Genomic DNA, 20,970 nt, shown 5'->3' on the forward strand with positions numbered 1-20,970 from the left:
AAAAGAATGGCTGATCTGACAATCCAGCCCGAAGAGATTCGGGCAGCGCTCGATAACTTCGTGCGTAGCTACACGCCGGAGCAGTCCGAGAGTGAGCAAGTTGGTCACGTCACCATGACGGCGGACGGCATCGCCCGCGTGGCCGGCCTGCCCGGTGCGATGGCCAATGAACTTCTCGTTTTTGAGGATGGCACCCGCGGACTGGCGATGAACCTGGAAGAGCGGGAAATCGGCGTTGTGGTTCTCGGTGACTTCTCCAATATTGAAGAAGGCCAGGAAGTGCGCCGCAGCGGTGAGGTGCTCTCCGTCCCGGTGGGCGACGGATACCTCGGCCGCACGGTGGATCCGCTCGGTAAGCCGATTGACGGCCTGGGTGAAATTGAGAATCTCAGCGGCCGGCGTGCCCTGGAGCTGCAGGCTCCCGGCGTGATGATGCGTAAATCGGTGCACGAACCGCTAGAAACCGGTATCAAGGCTATTGACTCGATGACCCCGATTGGGCGCGGCCAGCGCCAGCTCATCATCGGGGACCGCCAGACGGGTAAAACCGCCCTCGCGATTGACACCATCCTCAACCAGCGCAAGAACTGGGAAACCGGGGATCCTTCCAAGCAGGTGCGCTGCATTTACGTGGCCATCGGCCAGAAGGGCTCCACCATCGCTTCGGTGCGCGGCACCCTGGCGCGCTACGGCGCGTTGGAGTACACCACCATCGTGGCCTCCCCGGCATCCGATCCGGCGGGCTTTAAGTACCTGGCCCCCTACACCGGTTCGGCTATCGGCCAGCACTGGATGTACGAAGGTAAGCACGTGCTTATCGTCTTTGACGATCTTTCTAAGCAGGCGGAAGCCTACCGAGCCGTGTCCTTGCTGCTGCGCCGCCCGCCGGGGCGTGAAGCCTACCCGGGCGACGTTTTCTACCTGCATTCGCGCCTGCTGGAACGCTGCGCCAAGCTCTCCGATGAGCTGGGTGGAGGTTCCATGACCGGCCTTCCGATTGTGGAAACCAAGGCGAATGACGTCTCGGCCTATATTCCGACCAACGTTATTTCCATTACCGACGGTCAGATCTTCTTGCAGTCCGACCTCTTCAACTCCAATCAGCGCCCGGCCGTGGACGTGGGCATCTCGGTGTCCCGCGTGGGTGGCGATGCGCAGATCAAGGCGATGAAGAAGGTTGCCGGTACCCTGAAGATCACCCTGGCCCAGTACCGCTCCCAGGCGGCCTTCGCGATGTTTGCCTCGGATCTTGATCCGGCCACCCGCCAGCAGCTCACCCGCGGTGAGCGCCTCATGGAGCTGCTCAAACAACCGCAGTACACCCCGTACCCCATTGAGGAACAGGTAGTTTCGGTCTGGGCCGGCTCGAAGGGCTATCTCGATGATGTCCCGGTGGAGAAGGTGCACGATTGGGAAGCACGCATGCTCGACTACGTACGGCACAACTCCTCGGTGCTGGAAACCATTGCCACTACCGGTGAGATGGATAAGGATCTCGAAGCCGAACTCGAAGCCACGGTAAGCGCCTTTACGGAGTCCTACCGCACCGCCGAAAACCTGCCCGCGGGTGGGGAAGAGGATGTCCCGGCCGAGCAGGCCCGTGAAACTCTCGCGCGGCCGACGAAGGGTTAATCGATGGCCGGCGAACAGAGGATTTACAAGAGCAAAATTCGTGCGACGAGCACCTTGCAAAAGGTGTTCCGCGCGATGGAGCTCATTGCGGCCTCGCGTATCGGCTCGGCGCGCCGGGAGGCGCAGGAACTGGACCCCTACGCGCGGGCGGTAACCCGCGCGCTCGGGCTGGTGGGGCGCCACGACTTTGACGCCCAGCACCCGCTGATGCGCGAGCGTACCGATACCAATCGGGTAGCGGTACTTGTGGTGACTTCCGACCGCGGCATGGCGGGAGCCTATTCGGCCAATGTACTGCGCGAAGCGGAACGCACCGTGGAGAATCTGCGTGCCGAAGGTAAGGATCCGGTGCTCTACGTGACCGGTCGGCGCGGCCTGCAGTACTTCAAATTCCGCGGCGTGAATATCGCTGGGGAGTGGAGCGGCACCTCGGATAAGCCCGATCCGGAGCAATCCGATGAAATCGCGCGCACTCTCCTCGAGGCTTTCACCGCCGCGCCGGAAGAAGGCGGCGTTGCCGAAGTCCACGTGGTCTACACCCGTTTCCAATCGATGGTGAGCCAGGTGGTGCAGGTGCGCCACATGCTTCCGCTCGCCATTGTGGACTACGGGGAAGGCGATCTGGAGGATACCGGATCGGAATTCTCGGGCGGCGGCACGGAAGAAACCGAACCGCTCTACGATTTCGAACCCTCAGCGCACGACGTTTTCGAAGCGCTCGTGCCCATGTATGTTCGCAAACGTATCTCCTCGATTCTTCTCATGGCTGCGGCCTCCGAACTCGCTTCGCGCCAGCAGGCGATGCACGCGGCTACCGACAACGCTGCTGAACTTATTGAGAAGTACACCCGGCTCGCCAATAACGCGCGCCAGGCTGAGATCACCACCGAGATCACTGAAATCGTCTCCGGTGCCGATGCACTAAGTAACGGATAACGCGCTTCGTAACGGATAAGGAACACACTATGACTGCACAACTAGAGGAGCAGACCGCGGACCTGGCCACAACCGGCCGGATTACGCAGGTCATTGGCGCCGTCGTCGACGTCGAATTTCCGTCCGACGCGCTTCCCGATATCAATAACGCCCTGAAAACCACGGCAACCCTCCCCTCCGGTGACGGAAGCGTCATCGAGCAGGAGATGGTCTTGGAAGTGGCCCAGCACCTGGGTGATAACGTGGTGCGCACCATCGCGATGAAGCCGACTGACGGCCTGGTGCGCGGCGCCGTCGTTATCGATACCGGTGCCCCCATCACCGTTCCAGTCGGTGACGTGACCCGCGGGCACGTCTTCAACGTCGTGGGCGAACCGCTTAACGTTTCCCCTGATGAGATCGAGGTGAAGGAACGCTGGTCGATTCACCGCCAGGCTCCCGCCTTCGACGAACTCGAGCCGGAAACCCAAATGTTCCAGACCGGCCTCAAGGTCATCGACCTGCTCACCCCTTACGTGCAGGGTGGCAAGATCGGCCTCTTCGGTGGCGCGGGCGTGGGTAAAACGGTCCTCATCCAGGAAATGATTCAGCGCGTGGCCCTCGACCACGATGGCGTTTCCGTATTCGCCGGGGTGGGTGAACGTACCCGCGAGGGTAACGACCTCATCCACGAAATGGACGAAGCCGGGGTGCTCGATAAGACGGCCCTCGTTTTCGGCCAGATGGACGAGCCGCCGGGGGTGCGCCTGCGCATCGCCCTGTCCGGCTTGACGATGGCGGAGTACTTCCGCGACGTCGCCAACCAGGACGTGCTGCTCTTTATCGATAACATCTTCCGCTTCACCCAGGCCGGTTCGGAAGTATCCACCCTGCTCGGGCGCATGCCTTCCGCGGTGGGCTACCAGCCCACCCTGGCTGATGAAATGGGTGCGCTCCAGGAACGTATTACCTCCACGCGCGGGCATTCCATTACCTCGCTACAGGCTATTTACGTTCCCGCGGACGATTACACCGACCCGGCACCGGCAACCACCTTCGCCCATCTGGATGCAACCACCGAACTCTCGCGTGATATTGCCTCCATGGGCATTTACCCGGCCGTGGATCCCCTCGCCTCAACCTCGCGTATTCTGGACCCGCAGATCGTGGGCCAGCAGCATTACGAGGTCGCGACCCGCGTCAAGGCGATCCTCCAGAAGAACCGCGAACTTCAGGACATCATCTCCATCCTCGGTGTGGATGAACTCTCCGAAGAAGACCGCCTGACCGTCGCCCGCGCGCGCCGGATCCAGCAGTTCCTCTCGCAGAATATGTACACCGCGGTGAAGTTCACCGGCGTGGAAGGCTCCACCGTTCCGGTTGCGGAAACCGTTGAAGCGTTCCGCCGTATTTGCGACGGCGAATACGACCACGTCCCCGAGCAGGCCTTCTTCAATATTGGCGGCATCGAGGATCTGGAACGCAAGTACCACGAACTGCGGAGCGAATAATGCTGGACGTTGAGATCGTTTCCCAGCGGGAGCTGGCGTGGCGCGGGAATGCCGAATCGGTGACCGCGCCCGGCACCGAAGGCTCGGTGGGTATCCTCACGGACCACACCCCGCTCGTCGCCCTCCTCACGGAAGGCAATGTCGAGGTGCGCGGCTGCGAGGACGGACGCGATCGCAGCTTCACGATGTCCGGCTCCGGCTTCCTCACGGTGACCGCTAACCAGGTTATCGTGGTGGCCGATTCGGTCACCGAGCAGTCGGTTAGCGGGCAGTAGGCGGAGAGCGCGAATGAGCTGGCAAAGCGTAGCACTGATCGTCGTGCTGGTTCTCCTCGCGCTCCTCATCTACTTCCTGGCGCGGGTGCGGTACCTCTTCAACCAGTGGGGGTCCTCCCAGGCTGCGGTACGCCGGCAGCACCGCTGGCACACCGGCGTGGTGTTTTTCCGCACCGATGCGCTGGAATGGTTTAGGGTCGCTTCCCTATCCTGGCGTCCGGCGCTGCGCCTCGACCGGCGTTCCCTGAGCATCAACCTGGTTAAAGTCCGTGACGATATCGCCACCGCCCGCGTGGGGGATGCTCATACAGAAATTGATATGGCCATGAGCTGCCAAGCGCATACGGCGCTGGTGGCGTGGGCGGATTCGGCCCCGCCCCGGGGAGATTGGGTGTTGTTCTAGATGCGCGTTGTTTTTGCTACCTGTTCGGTGGATTATTCCGGACGCCTGGACGCGCATCTCGAACCGGCCACTCGGCTCCTCATGGTCAAGGCGGATGGCTCGGTGCTGGTTCATGCAGATACCGGCTCCTACAAGCCCCTCAACTGGATGATGGGCCCAACCCTCTTCACCGAAGAAGAACCGAGCGCAGCCGAGCGCGAGGCGGGCGTGCGCACCATCTGGAACGTGGAGCACAAGAAAACCGATGACCGGCTGGTTATTCGGATCTACGAGGTCTTTTCCGATTACGAGCAAGACCTCGGGGTGGATCCCGGACTCGTCAAGGACGGGGTGGAAGCGCACCTGCAAAAACTGCTGGCCGAACAGGTGGAACGCATCGCCCCGCAGGCCAGCTTGGTGCGCCGGGAGTACCCCACCGCCATCGGTCCGGTAGATCTTATGGTGCGCGACGGCGAGGGCGGCTATATCGCCGTCGAAATTAAACGCCGCGGCGAAATCGACGGGGTCGAACAGCTCACCCGCTACCTTGACCTCTTGCGCCGCGATCCCCTCCTCACCCCGCTGCGCGGTATTTTCGCAGCCCAGGAAATCAAACCTCAGGCCCGTGTGCTGGCCGAAGACCGCGGCATTGACTGTATGATCTTGAACTACGACGATATGCGTGGCATAGACCACCCGGAGGATCGACTGTTTTAGGACGGGATAATGGGGTTCTTATACGGCCGGGCAGCGTTGCCCGGCGGCGTACGTGAATGTGAAATCGCGTGGGACAAGGGAGTTCTCACGCGGGTAGATACGGTATCGAGCGATGTGACAGCAGAGCTCCCGGAGGGGTGGCTCATCCTCCCCGGGCTCGTTGATGAACACTGCCACGGCGGGGGAGGGGCTTCCTTCCCTGATGCGAAAGATAGCACGGAAGTGGCGCAGGCGGCCGGGGAACATCTGGCGCACGGGACCACTTCGATAGCCGCGGCTCTCACCACCCTGAGCGTGGAGCGCATGGAGGCCGGGGCAAGCTTGCTCGCCGATGCGGTCGAGGACGGGACCCTGGCCGCCATTCTTATTGAGGGACCTTTCCTTTCTAGCGAGCGAGCGGGGGCACAAAACCCCGCCTATTTGGAAACCCCGAGCGTGGAGATTGCTAACCGGCTCCTCACCGCTGCCCGCGGGCATGCCTGGGGGATGACGCTCGCCCCCGAGCTATCGGGGGCGAGCGAGGTGGTGGACCTGCTGCTTGAGCACGGTGTGGTGCCCACCTGGGGGCATACCCACGCGGAGGCCGGCCCGGCGCGGGAGCTCCAGGAGCGGGCGGTGGCCGGCGGGGCAACCCCGGTGGCCACCCACCTCTTTAATGCCATGCGCGAATTGCGTCACCGGGCGCCCGGTCCGGTAGCCGAGTATTTGGCTGCCGCGCGGCGCGGCAGCTGCGTCGTCGAACTTATTGGAGACGGCGTGCATATTAGCTCCGAGCTGGTGCGCAACGTGGTCGAAATCGTGGGCCCGGAAAATATCGCGCTCATCACCGATGCCATGGCGGCTGCCGGTATGGCGGATGGCACCTACGAGCTGGGCGGGCTGCGGGTGCATGTGACCGACGGGCAGGCACGGCTGCGCGGGGGCAATCTCGCGGGCGGCACCTCTCATCTTCTCGATATTGTGCGCACCGTGGTCGGCGCGGGAGTCGATATGAACGACGCCGTTACCATGGCGAGCGCCACCCCGGCCCGCGTAATGGGTTTGACCGATCGCGGATCCCTCGAAGTGGGCAAGCGCGCGGATCTGCTGGTCGTGGATGAGGAACTGCGCCCGCGGCGGGTCTACCGCGCCGGGCAGTTGGTTGCGCAGGACGGCAAGTTGGTGGCGTAGCCGGGAGACTGCGGCGTCGTACGCGATGCTAGTGGACTCCGCGCGCTCAGGGGCTACCATGGAAGAATGCGCCGGTCGAAAAAGTATTCCCGTCCCGTTCACCCGCTGAATATCAGCGCGGCGATGGGTGGGCTCACCTATGAAAACGGACGCGATGGCGCCACGTATAAAGTGCGGCGCATCGCCAGCGCCGCGAAGGATTATGTGTGCCCCGGTTGCGGCGGGATGATCCGGGTTGGTGAAAGCAATATCGTTGCCTGGACGGAGGACACCATCTGGGGTGCCCAGTACGGGGTGGATTCGCGCCGCCACTGGCATCCGGGTTGCTGGCAGCACCGCGGTCGCGCCTAGACTACAACTAATTGTGTACGGTGTGTACACAATGTAAAGTGTGTGATATGACTATTGCAGAAAATCAGGTTAGTACTAGGGAATTACGTGAAGAACTCTCCTATGTGCTCGGGGAAACGCTTCATGCCGGTAGGAGATTCACCGTTACTCGCAACGGCAAACCCGCTGCTGCCATTGTCACGATTGATGATCTTCACGCCTTAGAAGAATTCGAGATGGCTCAGGATATCGCTGCCTATGAGCATGCCAAGCGTACTGATGACGGTGTACGCATTACCCTGGAAGATTTCAAGGCCAGTCTCGATTAAATGTATCGCGTTATTCTGTCAAATTTAGCCGGTAGGCAGCTTCGCAAGTTAGAAAAGCCGATTCGGGACCGAATCCTTGGTGAAATAGAAAAGCTTGCGGTCCAGCCTCGTCCGGTAGGGGTAAAGAAACTAACGAATTATCCTGCCTGGCGTATTCGTGTGGGTAACTATCGTGTCATCTATGAAATAGAAGACGATAAGCTCCTCGTTACGGTTTTGCGTGCTGCGCACCGACGCGAAGTGTATGCCTGATAACTAGTCGCCAGGGTCGCCGTACCCGGGGTAAGTTCCGGTAGCGGCGTTACAATCGAGTTATGAAACTTGCCACACATATTAACGAAGGTGCGGGTATTCCGCTTGTTCTGCTCCACGCTATGCCGATGACGTCCCGGATGTGGGAGGGCGTGCGCGCTGAGCTTTCGGATCTGCACACGATTGCTATTGATGCCCCCGGTTTCGGGGACTCGCCTTCCGGTAGTGAGGTCGACGGCGCCGCGGGCGCCACCACGCCACATATCAATTCCTACCTGGCCGCCCTCGAAGAAACCCTGGCCGACTATGAGTCCATCGTGCTCGCCGGAATTTCCATGGGTGCGACCGTCACGGCCGCTTATGCACTGCGCCACCCCGAGCAGATTGCCGGGCTCGCGCTGCTGGACGGTTCGATTCTGGGGCCGGAGCCCTCGCCTTCCCCGCGGGAAAAGGCCATTGAGAAGCTTGCCTCGGGGCAGAGCTGGGATGTGCTGGCCGGCTGGGTGGATACTATGCTCAGCTCGGCGGCCAGCCCGGAGCTTAAAGAGAAGGTTGCCGCCTATTTCAAGACGGTAGATGCCGGAGCTTTCTCCTGGTTGCAACAAATGATGCTCACCCGCCCGGATACCCGCGGTGTCATGGAGCTGGATGTTCCTATCCTGCTGCTGCGCGGGGTGGATGACCCGAATGCCAAGCACGAAGAATTTGCCCAGCTGCATGAGGTACGCCCGGATCAGCCTTTCGTGGAACTCGAGGGTGCCAGCCACTTCTCCGCGGTGGAAAAGCCGCACGAAGTCGCTACCGCGCTGCGCGAGCTCTACGAGGCTGCTACTCGTTAGCGACCACCATCGCGCGACTCGGGAATCGCACGGCTCTCAAGAATCACATGAGTATCGACGGGGGCAGGAGGTGTTTTCAGAGGTGTAGTGCGTATGTCGTACATTCGAAGTACACCCCGGAAAAAACACCCCTGCCCCCGTCGGCTCGTGAGGAGACACTACCGGTTGTCGGTAGCGTCCCCATTGTTTTCGCCGGCCGCGTCGGATTCTGACGCGTCGGCTTCTGCCGTATCGGACTTTGCCGCATCGGATTCTGCCGCTGCGGGAGACTGATTGCCAGTTCCTGAAGCCTCGGCGCCAGCCTCACCAGCCTCACTAGCTTGACCAGCTTCCCCAGCTTCAGCCGCTTCCGCAGCGGTGCGCTCCTCGGCACTTCCCACGATTTCATCCAGGGCCAGCGGGATATTCGAGGTGGCCAGCATCGTGCGCATATCCTCCAGGTAGGAGGTGAGGGTACGGCGCTGTTCTTCCAGGCCGGCCACGTGGGCATCGGCCTGGCGTTGTGATTCTTCGGCGGCGTCGCGTGCTTCGCGGCGCATCCGCTCGGCATCTTCCCGCGCCGCGCTCACCAGTTCCCGGGCTTCGGTCTGGGCGGCGCTCAGCGCCGCACTCGCCTCAGCTTCCGAGGAGGATGTCAGGGCATTAGCCCGCTTCGTGGCTTCCGCCAGGCGGCGTTCCGCACTGGCGGCCCGAGCCTCGGCGTCGTCGACAAACTTCGCCATGGCCGTACGCGATTCTTCATCGGAACGCGCGCGGGCCGCGGCCGAATCCGCCCGCAATTGCGCAACCTCACGTTCGGCCTCCGCGCGGATTTTCGCGACCTCGGCCTCCGCCTCGCTCCGCAAACGCGCCACCTCAGTTTCAGCCTCGGTGCGCAATTGCGTGACCTCTTCCTCGGCCCGGGTGCGCGCCTGCGCCAATTCCTGAGCGAGAGCCGCGCGGCGCTCCTCTTCTTCGTGGGTGAGCCGGGTGGACTGCTCGGCCTCATCGTGGCGCATTTTCGCCTCCAAACGCTCGGCTTCCCGCTGGGCCGAGGTCACCAGCTCCTCGGCCGTGCGCCGCGAGGTCGTGGTCAATTCGGTGGCTTCCGCCTCGGCACGCTGGCGCACCTGAGCCGCCTCGGTACGCGAGGTATCCAACGTTTCCTGCGCTTCTTTTTCCGCCGCGGAGGTGAGATTTTCCGCCTGCGAACGCGCCCGGGAGACCAGTAGTTCCGCATCGGAATTCGCCCGGCTCATCACGTCCATCGCTTGCTGTTCCGCCCCGCGCAACAGCCGCTCCACCCGGGTGCCCAAACCCGAATAGGATGGGCGTTCATCTTCGCGCAAACGGCTGTGCAATTCGGTGAGCTCACCGGACATACGCAAAACCTGCGCATCCAAACCCGCTACTCGCGACCGAGCTTCGGCGAGCGCATCAGCCAGTTGGTGAATGCGTTCATCGACCTGAGCTTTGTCGTAACCCCTGCGTACTGTTGGAAACAGTTCTAAATCTGCCATAACAACCTTTCCGCGCGCTGCTGGATAGAAATTGCTGCCCTAAGCCTACCGGTCAGCGCACCCGGTGGGGGTAGCGCTGGGCATGTGGTGAACGCTGTGGAGCTCACCACCATCGGCCGGAACGGAGTTTTATAACGGTTAGATAACGGTTAGGCTTTTCTCTAAGCCTAAAAGCGCGGCCGTGCGCCGAAAAATTCCGCCACCGAGCAGGTCACGCGGTAGCTTTAACGTAGGGAATTGTCGTCGATGGTCTTTCGCCGGTGCGGTTGTACCGGGCCGCAAGCCGGAGTGAGAAGGGGAATGATGAAGAAGAACGGAGGAGTCGGTCTCGCGCTCGCGGGCTTGGCGATCCTGGTGGTGGGCATTTTGCTCGGCACTGTGTGGAAGCCGGCCTCCAGCGTCTCCGCCACCGTGGCGCCGGACGGGAAAGGCGTACTCGTCACGGCCCCCGGCGTCCTGGATATGGGCGGGACCGATGTGGAGGTAGCTGTCTCCGGCCCGGCGCAGGACACCATTTCCGTGGGCGCCGGATTTTCCGGTGACGTGCTCGCGTACGCGGAAGGCGTACCCGGCGCCACCATTACCGGTATGAACGACGACGCCGCACTGACGCTGACCCCCTCCCAGGGGGAGGCGGACCCGGGCCAGGTCCTCGCCTCGGATATGTGGTTCTCCAAGGAAGAAGGCAAGGGGAAGGTGGAATTCACCTACACGGTGACCTCCCCGGGAGCGGAATCCCTCATTATGCAGACGTCCTCCGGGGCACTCCCGCAGGTGGAACTCACCTGGGCGTTGCCCGGTGGGCGGAATTGGTCTCTGCCCGTGAGTCTGCTCGGGCTGATTGTGGGGCTCAGCGGGGTGGCCCTACTCATGACCGCCACCAAGGACCAGCGCAGCTTCGCGGCGAAGGTGCGGGCCGGGCAGGATGAGCGCGTATCGCGTGCCAAGCGGGCCGCGGATGAAACGACCATTATGCCGGCCGTACCGGCGGCGGTTGGCGAAGCCGGTGGCGCGGGCGGCACGGGTGGGGCGGCTCAGCCTGTAAGTGACTGCGCCGCGGGTGACCGGGTCGCGGTAACCGGAGGCGCACTGGGCGCGGGCATCCTGATGGAAAGCCCGCGCGCGCAGGAGCTGCGCGAACGCCCCCTCGATCCGGCCGATCGCATCGAGTTGATCGCTCCGGAAGAAGGCGTTTCGGAAGAAAGTGTTTCGGAAGAAACACCCGCCGACGAACCCGCGGGCGAGGAACCGGCGGCAGAGGAACCCGTAACCGAGGAACCTGCGGTAGACGAACCCGCAACCGACGAACCAGCAACCGAGGAACCGGCGGTAGCCGAACCCGCGGCAGCGGAACCGCAAGCCGCGCTCCCGGGCCCGGATGAGGAACCCGGCTACCGCGGCTCGCGCGCCGAATGGCAAGCCGCGGCTGATTCTGGCATTCTCCCCGCCATCCAGATGAAGGACGGCGTGCCCGTCAAGCCCGCGGAGCTCAGCGATGCAGACCGCGCGGAAACTTCCGGCGCCACCGGCAGCGATAGCGATACCGCCGCGGAATCCGATCCGCAAAGCTGGTGGAGCATCTGGGGTCAAAACCAGCCCCGCACGGCCGCCGGCGCGCCTAGCTCCGCGCAGGCCGCGCAGCCCGGCGAACCCGCAGCGCTCGGCGCATCCGAGTCCGAACAGCCCGGCGAACCCAAGCAGCCCACACAGAACGACGACGAGGAAGGAACGACCCATGCGTAAGGCCCTGGCCACCCTCGCGGCACTGGCATTACTGGGCGGTTGCTCAGCGAGCGCCGTCGTCCTGGAACCTACCCCGGCTCCGGCGAGCCCGCGTGCCGCGCTCTCCGATAAACACTTCACCGAGCGGGTTGCCCCCGCGATTTTCGAGCAGCTGACCAAGGCGGACGCCGCCGCCAGCCCCGAAGAATTCAGCGGGCGCGGCTCCGGCCCCTTCAGCGTGGAACGCAGCGCCCACTACGCACTCAAGCGCATTCTGGCCGATAGCTACGATATGCCCGCGCTGTCCACCACCATCGATTCGGTGGCGATTTCCGGGGCGGAAGGCTTTCCGCGCAGTGCGCTCGCGGTGGTCAATTGGCCGGCGAATACCACCTCGCAGGGCCTCAATGTTTTCACCCAGGGCGCGGCCCGGGAAAACTGGGCGCTGTGGGCGGCCATGGATATTCTGCCCGGCAGCGTGATCCCGGAGATCCCCGCCGGCCCGGCCGGTGCGCAGCGGGTGGCCGCGGATAACGGCGAAGGCGCGGTGGCGTCCCCTCAGGCTGCTCACGATGGCTATATTGGCACGCTCAACGCCAGCGGAAGCGCCCTTAGCTACGGCTCGGATGCGGACCCGGCCGCCCCGGACGCGGTGCGCACTCAGCTCTCCCAAACTTACGATTCCCTGGCCGGCGCGGTGCAAGGCGTGGGCGCGGTCAGCCAGGCTTTCGGCCCGGCCCAGACCACCCCGGAAAGCTTCCGCGCCAGCGACGGCGGCATCCTCACCGTCTTCCAGGTCAATCAGGCCCTCGAAATCCGCCACACCGCCCAGGGTGGCTCCATCAAAGTTACCGACGCGAAAATCGCGGGGCTGGCCACCGGCCAAGCCAATACTGAGGTCACGGTCCAGGGGAGCATGCGCCTCAACTATTCCTTCACGGTGGCCCTGAAAATCCCGGCGGCGGGCGCCACAAACACAACGATCACCACGGTAGCGGCATCGAAACCGGTGCTCACCTCGGTGCAGAACGGAGGCTAATATGGCAGATATGTCCATGCGCGGCCCGGTCGATTTAGCGGCCCTGGCAGCGGCGAAAAAGCAGGAAAACGCGGCACCCGTGCCCGGCGCCTACCTCACCACACTCACCGCGGCAGGCCTCAACGCCGAAGTGCAGCTTTCCGCGCAGGTTCCTGTTATCGTGCTTTTTGTGGCCGACGGCGCGGCCGGCGAGCTGGGCACCACCCTGGAAGCCGAAGCGCGCCGGCGCGACGGCCAGATCCGTATCGCGGTGGTGAACGCCAGCACCGAAGCGGAACTCGTTCAGGCCTTTGGCGTGCGGACCATCCCCATGGGTATCGCGCTCGTGGGCGGCCAACCCGTCCCACTTTTCCAGGGCGCACCCACCACCGCGCAGCTCACCGAGCTCGTGAACCAGCTGCTCGCCGCAGCTAACCGCGCCGGCGTGGCCGGCCGCGTGAGCGGGAAAGCCGATGAAGCGGGCGAAGCCCCCGTCAATCCCCATCACCTGGCCGCCCTCGAAGCACTCGACCGGGGAGACCTCGACGCTGCGGAAGCCGAATTTGAAGCGCTCGCGGCAGAAGACCCGAATAGCGAGGTAGCGCAGGTGGGCCGCGCCCAGGTGCGCCTGCTGCGCTCAACCCGCGGGCAGGACCCGCAGGCCGTCATGGCCGCGGCGGATGCCGGCGGCCCGGGCGATGCGGCGGCGCAGATCGCCGCCGCCGATATTGAGGTGGCCGCCGGCCGCCCCGATCTGGGATTCACTCGGCTGATCAACGCCATTAAGGTCACCAGCGGGGATGCACGCGAAGAGCTGCGCACCCACCTGCTCGAACTCTTCACCGCGGTGGGAGCCGATACGGAGGTAGTGCGTAGCGCTCGCCGTGACCTCGCCTCCGCGCTGTTCTAAGGTCTTCTCAAACGGGCGCGGGCCATAGGCTGGCGTAAGTTTTCTAGCGGTACAAGACAACGAGGCGCCCGAACCCTTACGGTTTGGGCGCCTCGTGCTGTGCCGGCTTATGTCAGAACGGCCTATTCCAGCTCGGCTACTCGACCGGCACCAGCCAGACGGTGGTATCCGCCGGGATCATCTCCCCTTCGCCCAAGGCGCTGGCGGCTGGATCCGAGGCCAGCAGGACCCGCCAACCGGAGGGCAGCGGTGCGGCGTCGTCGAATACCGTAAGCATGAGCACGGGTGGACGCTGCGCATGCGCGGCCCGGTTGGTGTTTGCGGCGCGATTGACATAGGCGAGCACGCCGGCGCCGTAATCATCGCAGACGTCCTCGAGGGATCCCACCCCGAGCTCCAGCTCATCGCGCAGGCGCAGCATGGTGCGGAAGAAATGCAGCGGGGAATGCGGGTCGGCCCCCTGCACGTCCACCGTGTAACGCGCCCAATCCGCGCCCTGGGGGAGCCAGGTGGCGCCGTCCGGGGAGAAACCAAAACCGGGGCGATCCGATTCCCAGGGGAGGGGGACCCGGCAGCCATCCCGGCCCAGCTCCTTGCCGTGGGTGCGGGCGAAGGTGGGATCTTCGCGCACTTCGTCCGGCAGCGAGGTATGTTCGGGAAGATTACGTTCCTCGCCCTGGTAGATGTAATAGACCCCCGGCAGGCCGGCGGTGAGCTGATGCCAGGCCAGGGCGCGGCGGGCCCCCAGTTCGCGGTCCGGTTGCGGATCATTCGCACCGATGCCGTTCGCCCCGCGGGAGGTATCCCGGTAGCCGAGGCGCGAGCACACCCGCACGCCGTCGTGATTCGAGAGCACCCAGGTGGTGGGCGCACCCACCCGATCCGATTGGCGCAGCGACTGCACGATAATCTCGCGCAGCGCCTCGCGCTCGAAAGGCGCGGCTAAATAAATGAAGTTGAAAGCCTGGTTCATTTCATCGGGGCGGATATAGCGGGCCAGCCGCTCCTCGGTATCCGCCCAGGCCTCCGCTACCAGGATGCGCTCGGGGGAGTACTCATCCAGGACCGCGCGCCACTCGCGGTAAATCTCATGGACCTCATCGCGGTCAAAGAAGGGCGCCGGCTCGGGTTTCTCCGTCACCCCGGCCATTTCCACCGCCCCGGACCAATCGGGAAGCGCGGGATCTTTCATGAGCCCGTGGGCCACATCCACCCGGAAGCCATCGGCGCCCCGATCCAACCAGAAACGCAGCGTCTCCAAGAATTCGGCACGCACCGCCGGGTTGTGCCAATTGAGATCGGGCTGCGAGCGGTCAAAAAGATGCAGGTAGTAGAGGTCTTCCTCCGCGGCCGGGGTACCGGCGGCGAAGGGAAGGTCCCGCACCCGTGACCAGGCCGGCCCGCCGAACACCGAGCGCCAATTGGTGGGAGGCTCACTGCCCCCGTTCTTCCCCTCGCGGAACCAGAACAGCTCCCGTTCGGGGGAGCCGGGGCCGGCCGCCACCGCGCGCCGGAAAAGCTCGTGATCCCAGGAAGTGTGGTTAGGGACAATATCGACGATGATGCGCAGTCCGGCTTCGTGCGCGGCCTCAATAAGATGCTCGGCATCTTTCAGGGTGCCGAAGCGCGGATCAACATCGCGGTAATCGGACACATCGTAACCGGCATCGAATTGCGGGGAGCGGTAGAAAGGCGAAAGCCACACCGCATCAATTCCCAAATCTGCCAGGTAGCCCAGTCGGCTCTCGATGCCGCGCAGGTCCCCGAGCGGCCCGCCCGAGGACGCGAAGGAACGCGGGTAAATCTGGTAAATAACGGCGTCGCGCCACCAGTTTTCGCGCTCGGAAGCAGGGTGGAGGAGCATAGCGGTGTCCTTTCAGTTAGAGGTGGAGGAGGGCGCGGGTGCGCCGGGTTGCGCGGGCGCGCTAATGTGCGCGGGCGCCGCAAGGGGCGCACCCGCGGTGGTGGAACGCACCAGCAATTCGGCCGGGAAGCTCATCGAGGCCCCGCCTTCGTGCGCTGTGCCGGTGCAAAATCTTCCATGGCGGCCCGCAGGGTAGCGCAGGCCGCGTGGGCGATGGCCGCCACCGGCTGGCGCAGGGTCGTGAGCGCCGGGCGCATAAATCGAATGAGCGGCGAATCGTCAAAACCAACAATCGACACATCCTCGGGCACCCGCACCCCGCGCCGCTCCAGGGCATCAATCGCGCCGAGCGCCATGATGTCTGAGCCGAACACCATGGCCGTGCAGCCGCGCGCCAGTAGGGCTTCGGCCGCTCGCGCCCCGCCGTGAGCCGTGAAAAAAGTTTCTGCAACAATCACATCGGCGCCGGGCAGCATCTGGGAGATCGCCTCGCCAAAGCCCTGTTCTTTACGCTGGCCGGGAATATAGCGGCGCTGCCCGATACCCAAACCGATGCGGCTGTGCCCGAGCCCGGCCAGGAGTCGCACCGCCTGCCGCATTGATTCGGCGTCGTCGGTAGAAAAATCAGGGGCCGGAACCCGCGGATTCGCGCCGTTAATCGTGACGAAGGGGAGGCGTTCGGCCAGCCGCACGTACCGCTCCGGCGAGGCCTTGGAATCCGCGTGCATCCCCGATACAAAAACCAGCCCGCATACCTCGCGGGCGGTGAGCGAAGCGACCGCTTCGTCCTCGGTGAGGGCGCCGGGCGCCTGGGTGGCCAGGGTGGTGGTGTACCCGGCGGCGGTGAATTCGCGTTCGAGCTCCTGGTAGAACACCGGGAAAATGGGGTTGGTCAGTTCGGGGAGCAGCAGACCCACGGTTCCGCTCGCCTCGCTCAGGCGCGGCGGGCGCTCGTAGCCGAGCATATCGAGGGCCGCCAGCACCGCGGTGCGGGTTTCCTCGCTGACATTGCCCTTCTGGTTAATCACGCGCGATACGGTCGCCACAGACACCCCCGCGTGGGTGGCAACATCTTGCATGCGAATTTTACTCATGGGTACCGAGACGTCCTTGTGCTGGTCGGCGCGGTGCGCGCCGTCGTGCAACATCGTACTGAGGCTTTTCTGAAAACTCCAGCGGTGCGGTGTGCGGCTGGATGTGCGGAGCGGTGGAAACGTCCCGCCGCACTTCTGTTTCTGCCCCGTCACGGTACAGCACGACGACGCAGCTCCCCGCCCGCCGCCACTCCAACCGTGAAAGCATTTCTGAAAACAGCGCGGCCTACAAAGCCCGTAAAACCGCGGAAAATCCCACATCGGCCGCCTTCTGATATGTAAAGGCGTAAAAAAGACTGCAAAAAGGGGTGAAAACTACCGAATGATGCGCTACCCTCAGAGATAACGGGGAGCGTGATGGTGCGATCCCGCGTAGCGAAGAATCAACGCAAGGAGTAAAGATGCGACGGAGCATAAGCGCGATGGCCGCGGTATCCGCGCTGGCGTTTGTTTTAGGCGCCTGCGGTGGCAACGGCGGTTCGGCTGATAAGAGCGAAGCACCTGCCGGAGCCACCTCGGCAGCACCGGCAGCCGGCGGCGGGGCCACCATTACGGTGTGGACGGATTCCAACCGCCAGCCGGCCCTGGAAAGCGCCGCGAAGAAATTCGAATCGGAAACCGGCAACCACGTGGAGCTCGTGGTCAAGGAATTCGGGGATGTGCGCGCGGAGTTCCTCACCCAGGTCTCCAACGGTCAGGGCCCGGATATCACCGTAGGTGCCAATGATTGGCTCGGTGAGTTCGTGGCGAACGGCGTCGTCGCCCCTATTGAATTAGGCGATAAGGCGAAGGACTTCAATGACGTGGCCACCACGGCCTTCTCCACCGGCGGGAACCTGTACGGCCTGCCCTACGCGCTGGAGAACCTCGCGCTCATTCGCAATACCGCGCTGGCGGATTCCACCCCGGCCACCTTCGATGAGATGATCGCCAAGGGCAAGGAAGCTGGCGTGAAGTACCCCTTCCTCATCCAGACCACTGACAAGGGCGATCCCTACACCTACTATCCCTTCCAGCAGTCCTTCGGGGCGCCCGTTTTTGAAACGAATGCGGACGGTTCCACCTCCAAGAACCTCGGCATGGGCGGAGCGAACGGTGAAGCTTTCGCCACCTGGCTGAGTGAGCAGGGCAAGGCCGGCGTTTTCGAAACCGCGATGACCTACGATATTGCGGTTGATGCGTTCAAGAAGGGTGAATCGCCCTATATCCTGGGCGGCCCGTGGATGATTGAGGACTTCCGCAGCGCCGGCCTCAAGGTCGCGGTGGAGCCGATTCCGGCGCCCGGCCCCAAGGCGGCCACCCCGCTCGTGGGCGTGCAGGGCTTCTATGTTTCCGCGCAGTCCAAGAACCAGATTGTGGCTAACCAGTTCCTCGTTGATTACATGGCCACCCCGGAGGTGCAGCTGGATATTTACAAGGCCGGCAACCGCCTCCCGGCGCTGACCGCCGCGGCGCAGGAAGCCCAGAAGGACGAAGTCACCGCAGGCTTCGCCAAGGCTGCCGAAGGCGCCCAGCCGATGCCCACCATCCCCGAAATGGGTGCGGTGTGGGTGCCCTGGGGCGTCACCGAAGCTCAAATTATTGACGGCGCCGAACCGGTGGCCGCATGGCAGAGCCTCATCCAGAATCTGCAGGCAGAACTAGCCAAGTAAGCTGCGAACGCGAGGGTGGCTCGGAGGTTTCCGGGTCACCCTCGCGTCAGCGAAGAGGTAAGTCATGAGTACGGAAACGGAGAACCGGGCCGGGCGCCGCGCCGAGAAGAAAATCCCGGTGGTGGGAAGCTCGCACGCGCGCACCTGGTCGGTTGGTTTTATTATCAAGCTGGTCCTCATGGCGCTGGTGAATGCGCTGGGGATCTACATTATCGCGGCGGCGTTCAACGAAGGATCGTGGATCCTGGTGGCCGTCTTCACGGTGCTGCTCGCCATCGTGGATTACGTGTATTTCTCGCGGAAGCACCTGGCCCCCAAGTACCTCACGCCGGGGCTGGTTTTCCTCGCGATTTTCCAGGTGTTCGTTATTCTCTACACCGGCTACATCGCGTTCACCAACTACGGCGACCGCCATATGCTCACCAAAGAACGCGCCACCGAGGCACTGCTGCTCACCTCCACCCAGCGGGTTGAAGGTAGCGCGCAGTACCCCCTCGCGGTCGTGGACGCCGGTGGGGAACTCGGCTTCGCTATTGTGAACGACGACGGCGCAGTGCTCGTGGGCACCGAGGAAGCTCCCTTCGTACCCGCGAAAAATGCCCAGGTCAATGGCAAGCGCATCACCGAGGTACCCGGCTATGAGATTCTCACGCCCGCCCAGATCGGGGCGCGCCAGGCGGAGATCACCGCGCTGCGCGTTCCCATGAGCGAGGACCCGGGAGATGGATTTATTGGAACCCAAACAGCCACAACCGGCTTTGTTTTCCAATCAACCCTCAAGCACGATGCGGCGGCCGATACCCTCACGGATATCACCACCGGCAAGGTCTATCACGCTGATTCCAGCGATGGCTTCTACCGGGCCGACGACGGTGAAACTCTCAATACCGGTTGGCGGGTGACGGTTGGCTTTAAGAACTTCGCCGATGCCTTCGGGGATGCCCGCTACGCCAGCCCCTTCCTCAAGGTGCTGGTGTGGACGTTCGCTTTCGCCTTCCTCTCGGTGGCGACCACCTTCCTGCTGGGCATGTTCTTTGCGCTGGTCATGAATGATGAGCGGATGCGCGGGCGCAAAATCTACCGCACGATTATGCTGCTGCCCTACGCGTTCCCCTCCTTTATGACGGCTTTCCTCTTCGCCGGCATGCTCAACCCGAAGTACGGGTTCTTCAACCAAGTGCTTTTCGGGGGTGCGGAAATCGGGTGGCTCACCGATCCGTGGCTGGCCAAGCTATCCGTGATCCTGGTGAATTTGTGGATGGGCTTCCCCTACATGTTCCTCATCTGCACCGGGGCGCTGCAATCTATCCCGTCCGAACTCAACGAGGCGGCGGAGATTGACGGCGCGGGCGGATTCAAGCGGTGGCGGTATATCACCCTGCCGCAGCTCATGATCCAGGTGACCCCGTTGCTCATCTCCTCCTTCGCCTTCAACTTCAATAACTTCAACCTCATCTACATGCTTACCCGCGGCGGCCCGCAATTCGCGGACGCCTCGGTGCCGGTGGGGTCCACGGACATCCTCATTTCGATGGTGTACCAGATTTCCGGGCTGTCGGGCGCGGCAACGAAGAACTACGGGTTGGCTTCGGCCATGTCCATCCTCATCTTCGTTATCGTCGGCACGATTTCCCTCATCAGCTTCCGGCGCTCGCGTTCAATTGAGGGGGCACAGTAATGGCAAGCGAATCTACAGTCATGGCGGTTCCCATGATCGAGGAAAAGATCAGCTATAAGGAACGCCATCACAATAAGGTGAGTTTCGGGCGCTGGTTTTCCCAGGTGGGCTTCCGGCACCTGGTCGGGCTTTTCGCCGTCGTCTATTCGGCCTTCCCGATTATCTACGTGCTCTCCGCGGCCCTCAACCCGAATACCAAAACAACGCTGACCTCGGCGAACTCCCTCTTCTCGGAGATCTCCACCCAGAACTTCGCCCAGCTAGGAACCTCGACGATGTTCTGGCGCTGGTTCGCCAATACCCTGGAGATCGGCATTTTCTCCGCGCTGGGGGCGGTGCTCATGGGCGCGGCCGCGGCTTACGCATTTTCGCGTTTCCGCTTCCGGGGGCGCAAGGGCGGGCTGCTGGCCCTCATGGTCATCCAGATGTTCCCGCAGCTGCTGGCCTTCGTGGCAATCTTCTTGCTGCTCAGCCAGCTGGGTGAGATCGTGCCGGTGCTTGGCCTGGACTCCAAGCTCTCCCTGATCTGCGTGTACCTGGGCGGGGCTTTGGGTGCCAATACCTTCCTCATGTACGGTACCTTCAACTCCATTCCGATGGAGCTGGACGAAGCCGCGAAGATTGACGGCGCTAGCCATTCGCAGGTCTATTGGACCATCGTGCTCCCGCTGGTGACCCCGATCCTTGCGGTGGTGGGGCTGCTGGCCTTCATCGGAGCCTTCAACGATTTCATCCTGGCCTCCACGATCCTCTCCAAAGAAGAGAATTGGACCCTGGCCATCGGCATGAATATTTGGGTGGGCGGCAATGAGAAGCAGTGGGGCTGGTTCACAGCCGGCGCGGTCATCTCCGCACTCCCGATTCTGCTTCTCTTCCTCTTCCTGCAGCGCTACATCGTTTCGGGACTGACCGGTGGGTCGGTGAAGGGGTAGCCCGGCTGCCCCCGAAATTGGGCCAAAATGGTGCGTGGATTTGCACTTTGCTTTGTGTGTAGGCAAAGGCGTGGGCCCGGTGGTCGAGTAGTCGATCACCGGGCCCACTGTTGCGCCGCTGCCAGGCGCCACCGCGAAGGAGCTAAGACGCGGCACGCGCTCTGAGGCGGCTGTTTTAGGAGGTGCCTCTATAAGGCGACCGCTTTAGGCGGCTGCGGCTGCCTCGGATTCCTCCGCTTCGGCCTCGCG

General features: G+C 63.2%; 20 protein-coding genes. 17 read left to right on the top strand and 3 right to left on the bottom strand.

The annotated features are described in order from the left end of the window. The first annotated feature begins 6 nt into the window (after positions 1-6). The 11 genes from atpA (at position 7) to QP305_RS06625 (ending at position 8,352) form a co-directional block, all read left to right on the top strand. Positions 7-1,632, top strand: a complete 1,626-nt coding sequence (gene atpA, locus QP305_RS06575; protein WP_126134869.1) for a F0F1 ATP synthase subunit alpha — start codon at positions 7-9, stop codon at positions 1,630-1,632. Positions 1,633-1,635: 3 nt separating this feature from the next. Next, a complete protein-coding gene (locus QP305_RS06580) occupies positions 1,636-2,568 on the top strand; it encodes a F0F1 ATP synthase subunit gamma (protein ID WP_126134870.1) in 933 nt (310 codons plus the stop codon). 29 nt (positions 2,569-2,597) lie between these two features. Further along, on the top strand, positions 2,598-4,058 hold the full coding sequence (atpD, locus tag QP305_RS06585; protein ID WP_274732436.1) for a F0F1 ATP synthase subunit beta: 1,461 nt from the start codon (positions 2,598-2,600) through the stop codon (positions 4,056-4,058). After that, on the top strand, positions 4,058-4,333 hold the full coding sequence (locus tag QP305_RS06590) for a F0F1 ATP synthase subunit epsilon (RefSeq protein ID WP_126134871.1): 276 nt from the start codon (positions 4,058-4,060) through the stop codon (positions 4,331-4,333). Before atpD ends, QP305_RS06590 begins: the two co-directional genes overlap by 1 nt. A gap of 13 nt (positions 4,334-4,346) precedes the next feature. Beyond that, positions 4,347-4,736, top strand: a complete 390-nt coding sequence (locus QP305_RS06595) for a DUF2550 family protein (protein ID WP_026429109.1) — start codon at positions 4,347-4,349, stop codon at positions 4,734-4,736. Further along, the gene (gene nucS / locus QP305_RS06600; RefSeq protein WP_126134872.1) at positions 4,737-5,432 is read left to right on the top strand and encodes an endonuclease NucS; all 696 of its coding nucleotides are present in this window, start codon (positions 4,737-4,739) and stop codon (positions 5,430-5,432) included. It abuts the gene before it with no gap. Between the two features lie 9 nt (positions 5,433-5,441). After that, positions 5,442-6,602, top strand: coding sequence for an N-acetylglucosamine-6-phosphate deacetylase (locus QP305_RS06605; RefSeq protein WP_274732437.1), 1,161 nt, complete (start codon positions 5,442-5,444; stop codon positions 6,600-6,602). A gap of 66 nt (positions 6,603-6,668) precedes the next feature. Then, positions 6,669-6,953 carry an ATP/GTP-binding protein gene (locus QP305_RS06610; RefSeq protein ID WP_274732438.1) on the top strand — a complete coding sequence of 95 codons (285 nt, stop codon included), beginning with the start codon at positions 6,669-6,671 and terminating at the stop codon, positions 6,951-6,953. Positions 6,954-7,000: 47 nt separating this feature from the next. After that, positions 7,001-7,261 (top strand): type II toxin-antitoxin system Phd/YefM family antitoxin, encoded by a 261-nt coding sequence (locus QP305_RS06615; protein ID WP_126134875.1) that lies wholly within the window; start codon positions 7,001-7,003, stop codon positions 7,259-7,261. Continuing rightward, entirely contained in the window at positions 7,262-7,513 is a 252-nt protein-coding gene (locus QP305_RS06620) for a type II toxin-antitoxin system RelE family toxin (protein ID WP_126134876.1), read from the top strand. It begins immediately after the preceding gene. A gap of 62 nt (positions 7,514-7,575) precedes the next feature. Beyond that, on the top strand, positions 7,576-8,352 hold the full coding sequence (locus QP305_RS06625; protein ID WP_274732439.1) for an alpha/beta fold hydrolase: 777 nt from the start codon (positions 7,576-7,578) through the stop codon (positions 8,350-8,352). 158 nt (positions 8,353-8,510) lie between these two features. Here the strand turns inward: QP305_RS06625 and QP305_RS06630 are convergent, their stop codons facing one another. Continuing rightward, positions 8,511-9,851, bottom strand: coding sequence for a cell division protein DivIVA (locus QP305_RS06630; RefSeq protein WP_274732440.1), 1,341 nt, complete (start codon positions 9,849-9,851; stop codon positions 8,511-8,513). A 300-nt stretch (positions 9,852-10,151) separates the two neighbouring features. On the opposite strand from QP305_RS06630, the gene QP305_RS06635 reads away from it, so the two are divergent. From QP305_RS06635 to QP305_RS06645, 3 genes are read left to right on the top strand one after another with little or no spacing between them, the layout of a single operon-like run. Continuing rightward, positions 10,152-11,594, top strand: coding sequence for a hypothetical protein (locus QP305_RS06635; protein WP_284904645.1), 1,443 nt, complete (start codon positions 10,152-10,154; stop codon positions 11,592-11,594). Continuing rightward, positions 11,587-12,612 carry a hypothetical protein gene (locus QP305_RS06640; RefSeq protein ID WP_284897421.1) on the top strand — a complete coding sequence of 342 codons (1,026 nt, stop codon included), beginning with the start codon at positions 11,587-11,589 and terminating at the stop codon, positions 12,610-12,612. The genes QP305_RS06635 and QP305_RS06640 overlap by 8 nt, the downstream gene beginning before the upstream one ends. Before the next feature lies 1 nt (position 12,613). Next, on the top strand, positions 12,614-13,501 hold the full coding sequence (locus QP305_RS06645) for a tetratricopeptide repeat protein (RefSeq protein ID WP_284904646.1): 888 nt from the start codon (positions 12,614-12,616) through the stop codon (positions 13,499-13,501). Between the two features lie 136 nt (positions 13,502-13,637). Here the strand turns inward: QP305_RS06645 and QP305_RS06650 are convergent, their stop codons facing one another. Beyond that, positions 13,638-15,365 carry a glycoside hydrolase family 13 protein gene (locus tag QP305_RS06650; RefSeq protein WP_284904647.1) on the bottom strand — a complete coding sequence of 576 codons (1,728 nt, stop codon included), beginning with the start codon at positions 15,363-15,365 and terminating at the stop codon, positions 13,638-13,640. A 131-nt stretch (positions 15,366-15,496) separates the two neighbouring features. Continuing rightward, complete coding sequence (locus QP305_RS06655) at positions 15,497-16,459, bottom strand: LacI family DNA-binding transcriptional regulator (protein WP_284904648.1); 963 nt, start codon at positions 16,457-16,459, stop codon at positions 15,497-15,499. A 401-nt stretch (positions 16,460-16,860) separates the two neighbouring features. On the opposite strand from QP305_RS06655, the gene QP305_RS06660 reads away from it, so the two are divergent. From QP305_RS06660 to QP305_RS06670, 3 genes are all read left to right on the top strand, one after another. Beyond that, positions 16,861-18,111 carry a sugar ABC transporter substrate-binding protein gene (locus QP305_RS06660; protein WP_284904649.1) on the top strand — a complete coding sequence of 417 codons (1,251 nt, stop codon included), beginning with the start codon at positions 16,861-16,863 and terminating at the stop codon, positions 18,109-18,111. Positions 18,112-18,175: 64 nt separating this feature from the next. Further along, a complete protein-coding gene (locus QP305_RS06665; RefSeq protein WP_284904650.1) occupies positions 18,176-19,789 on the top strand; it encodes an ABC transporter permease subunit in 1,614 nt (537 codons plus the stop codon). A 32-nt stretch (positions 19,790-19,821) separates the two neighbouring features. Beyond that, a complete protein-coding gene (locus QP305_RS06670) occupies positions 19,822-20,721 on the top strand; it encodes a sugar ABC transporter permease (RefSeq protein ID WP_284904651.1) in 900 nt (299 codons plus the stop codon). Positions 20,722-20,970 lie beyond the last annotated feature (249 nt).

The organism is Actinotignum timonense, from assembly GCF_030216305.1.
Classification (GTDB): Bacteria; Actinomycetota; Actinomycetes; order Actinomycetales; family Actinomycetaceae; genus Actinotignum; species Actinotignum timonense_A.

Coding starts and splice junctions, on each gene's coding strand:
- QP305_RS06650 (WP_284904647.1), bottom strand. CDS start 15,365: ATGCTCCTCCACCCTGCTTCCGAGCGCGAAAACTGGTGGCGCGACGCC.
- QP305_RS06660 (WP_284904649.1), top strand. CDS start 16,861: ATGCGACGGAGCATAAGCGCGATGGCCGCGGTATCCGCGCTGGCGTTT.
- QP305_RS06605 (WP_274732437.1), top strand. CDS start 5,442: ATGGGGTTCTTATACGGCCGGGCAGCGTTGCCCGGCGGCGTACGTGAA.
- QP305_RS06595 (WP_026429109.1), top strand. CDS start 4,347: ATGAGCTGGCAAAGCGTAGCACTGATCGTCGTGCTGGTTCTCCTCGCG.
- atpD (WP_274732436.1), top strand. CDS start 2,598: ATGACTGCACAACTAGAGGAGCAGACCGCGGACCTGGCCACAACCGGC.
- QP305_RS06635 (WP_284904645.1), top strand. CDS start 10,152: ATGATGAAGAAGAACGGAGGAGTCGGTCTCGCGCTCGCGGGCTTGGCG.
- QP305_RS06625 (WP_274732439.1), top strand. CDS start 7,576: ATGAAACTTGCCACACATATTAACGAAGGTGCGGGTATTCCGCTTGTT.
- QP305_RS06645 (WP_284904646.1), top strand. CDS start 12,614: ATGGCAGATATGTCCATGCGCGGCCCGGTCGATTTAGCGGCCCTGGCA.
- QP305_RS06655 (WP_284904648.1), bottom strand. CDS start 16,459: ATGAGTAAAATTCGCATGCAAGATGTTGCCACCCACGCGGGGGTGTCT.
- QP305_RS06590 (WP_126134871.1), top strand. CDS start 4,058: ATGCTGGACGTTGAGATCGTTTCCCAGCGGGAGCTGGCGTGGCGCGGG.
- QP305_RS06640 (WP_284897421.1), top strand. CDS start 11,587: ATGCGTAAGGCCCTGGCCACCCTCGCGGCACTGGCATTACTGGGCGGT.
- QP305_RS06665 (WP_284904650.1), top strand. CDS start 18,176: ATGAGTACGGAAACGGAGAACCGGGCCGGGCGCCGCGCCGAGAAGAAA.
- nucS (WP_126134872.1), top strand. CDS start 4,737: ATGCGCGTTGTTTTTGCTACCTGTTCGGTGGATTATTCCGGACGCCTG.
- QP305_RS06620 (WP_126134876.1), top strand. CDS start 7,262: ATGTATCGCGTTATTCTGTCAAATTTAGCCGGTAGGCAGCTTCGCAAG.
- QP305_RS06610 (WP_274732438.1), top strand. CDS start 6,669: ATGCGCCGGTCGAAAAAGTATTCCCGTCCCGTTCACCCGCTGAATATC.
- atpA (WP_126134869.1), top strand. CDS start 7: ATGGCTGATCTGACAATCCAGCCCGAAGAGATTCGGGCAGCGCTCGAT.
- QP305_RS06580 (WP_126134870.1), top strand. CDS start 1,636: ATGGCCGGCGAACAGAGGATTTACAAGAGCAAAATTCGTGCGACGAGC.
- QP305_RS06670 (WP_284904651.1), top strand. CDS start 19,822: ATGATCGAGGAAAAGATCAGCTATAAGGAACGCCATCACAATAAGGTG.
- QP305_RS06630 (WP_274732440.1), bottom strand. CDS start 9,851: ATGGCAGATTTAGAACTGTTTCCAACAGTACGCAGGGGTTACGACAAA.
- QP305_RS06615 (WP_126134875.1), top strand. CDS start 7,001: ATGACTATTGCAGAAAATCAGGTTAGTACTAGGGAATTACGTGAAGAA.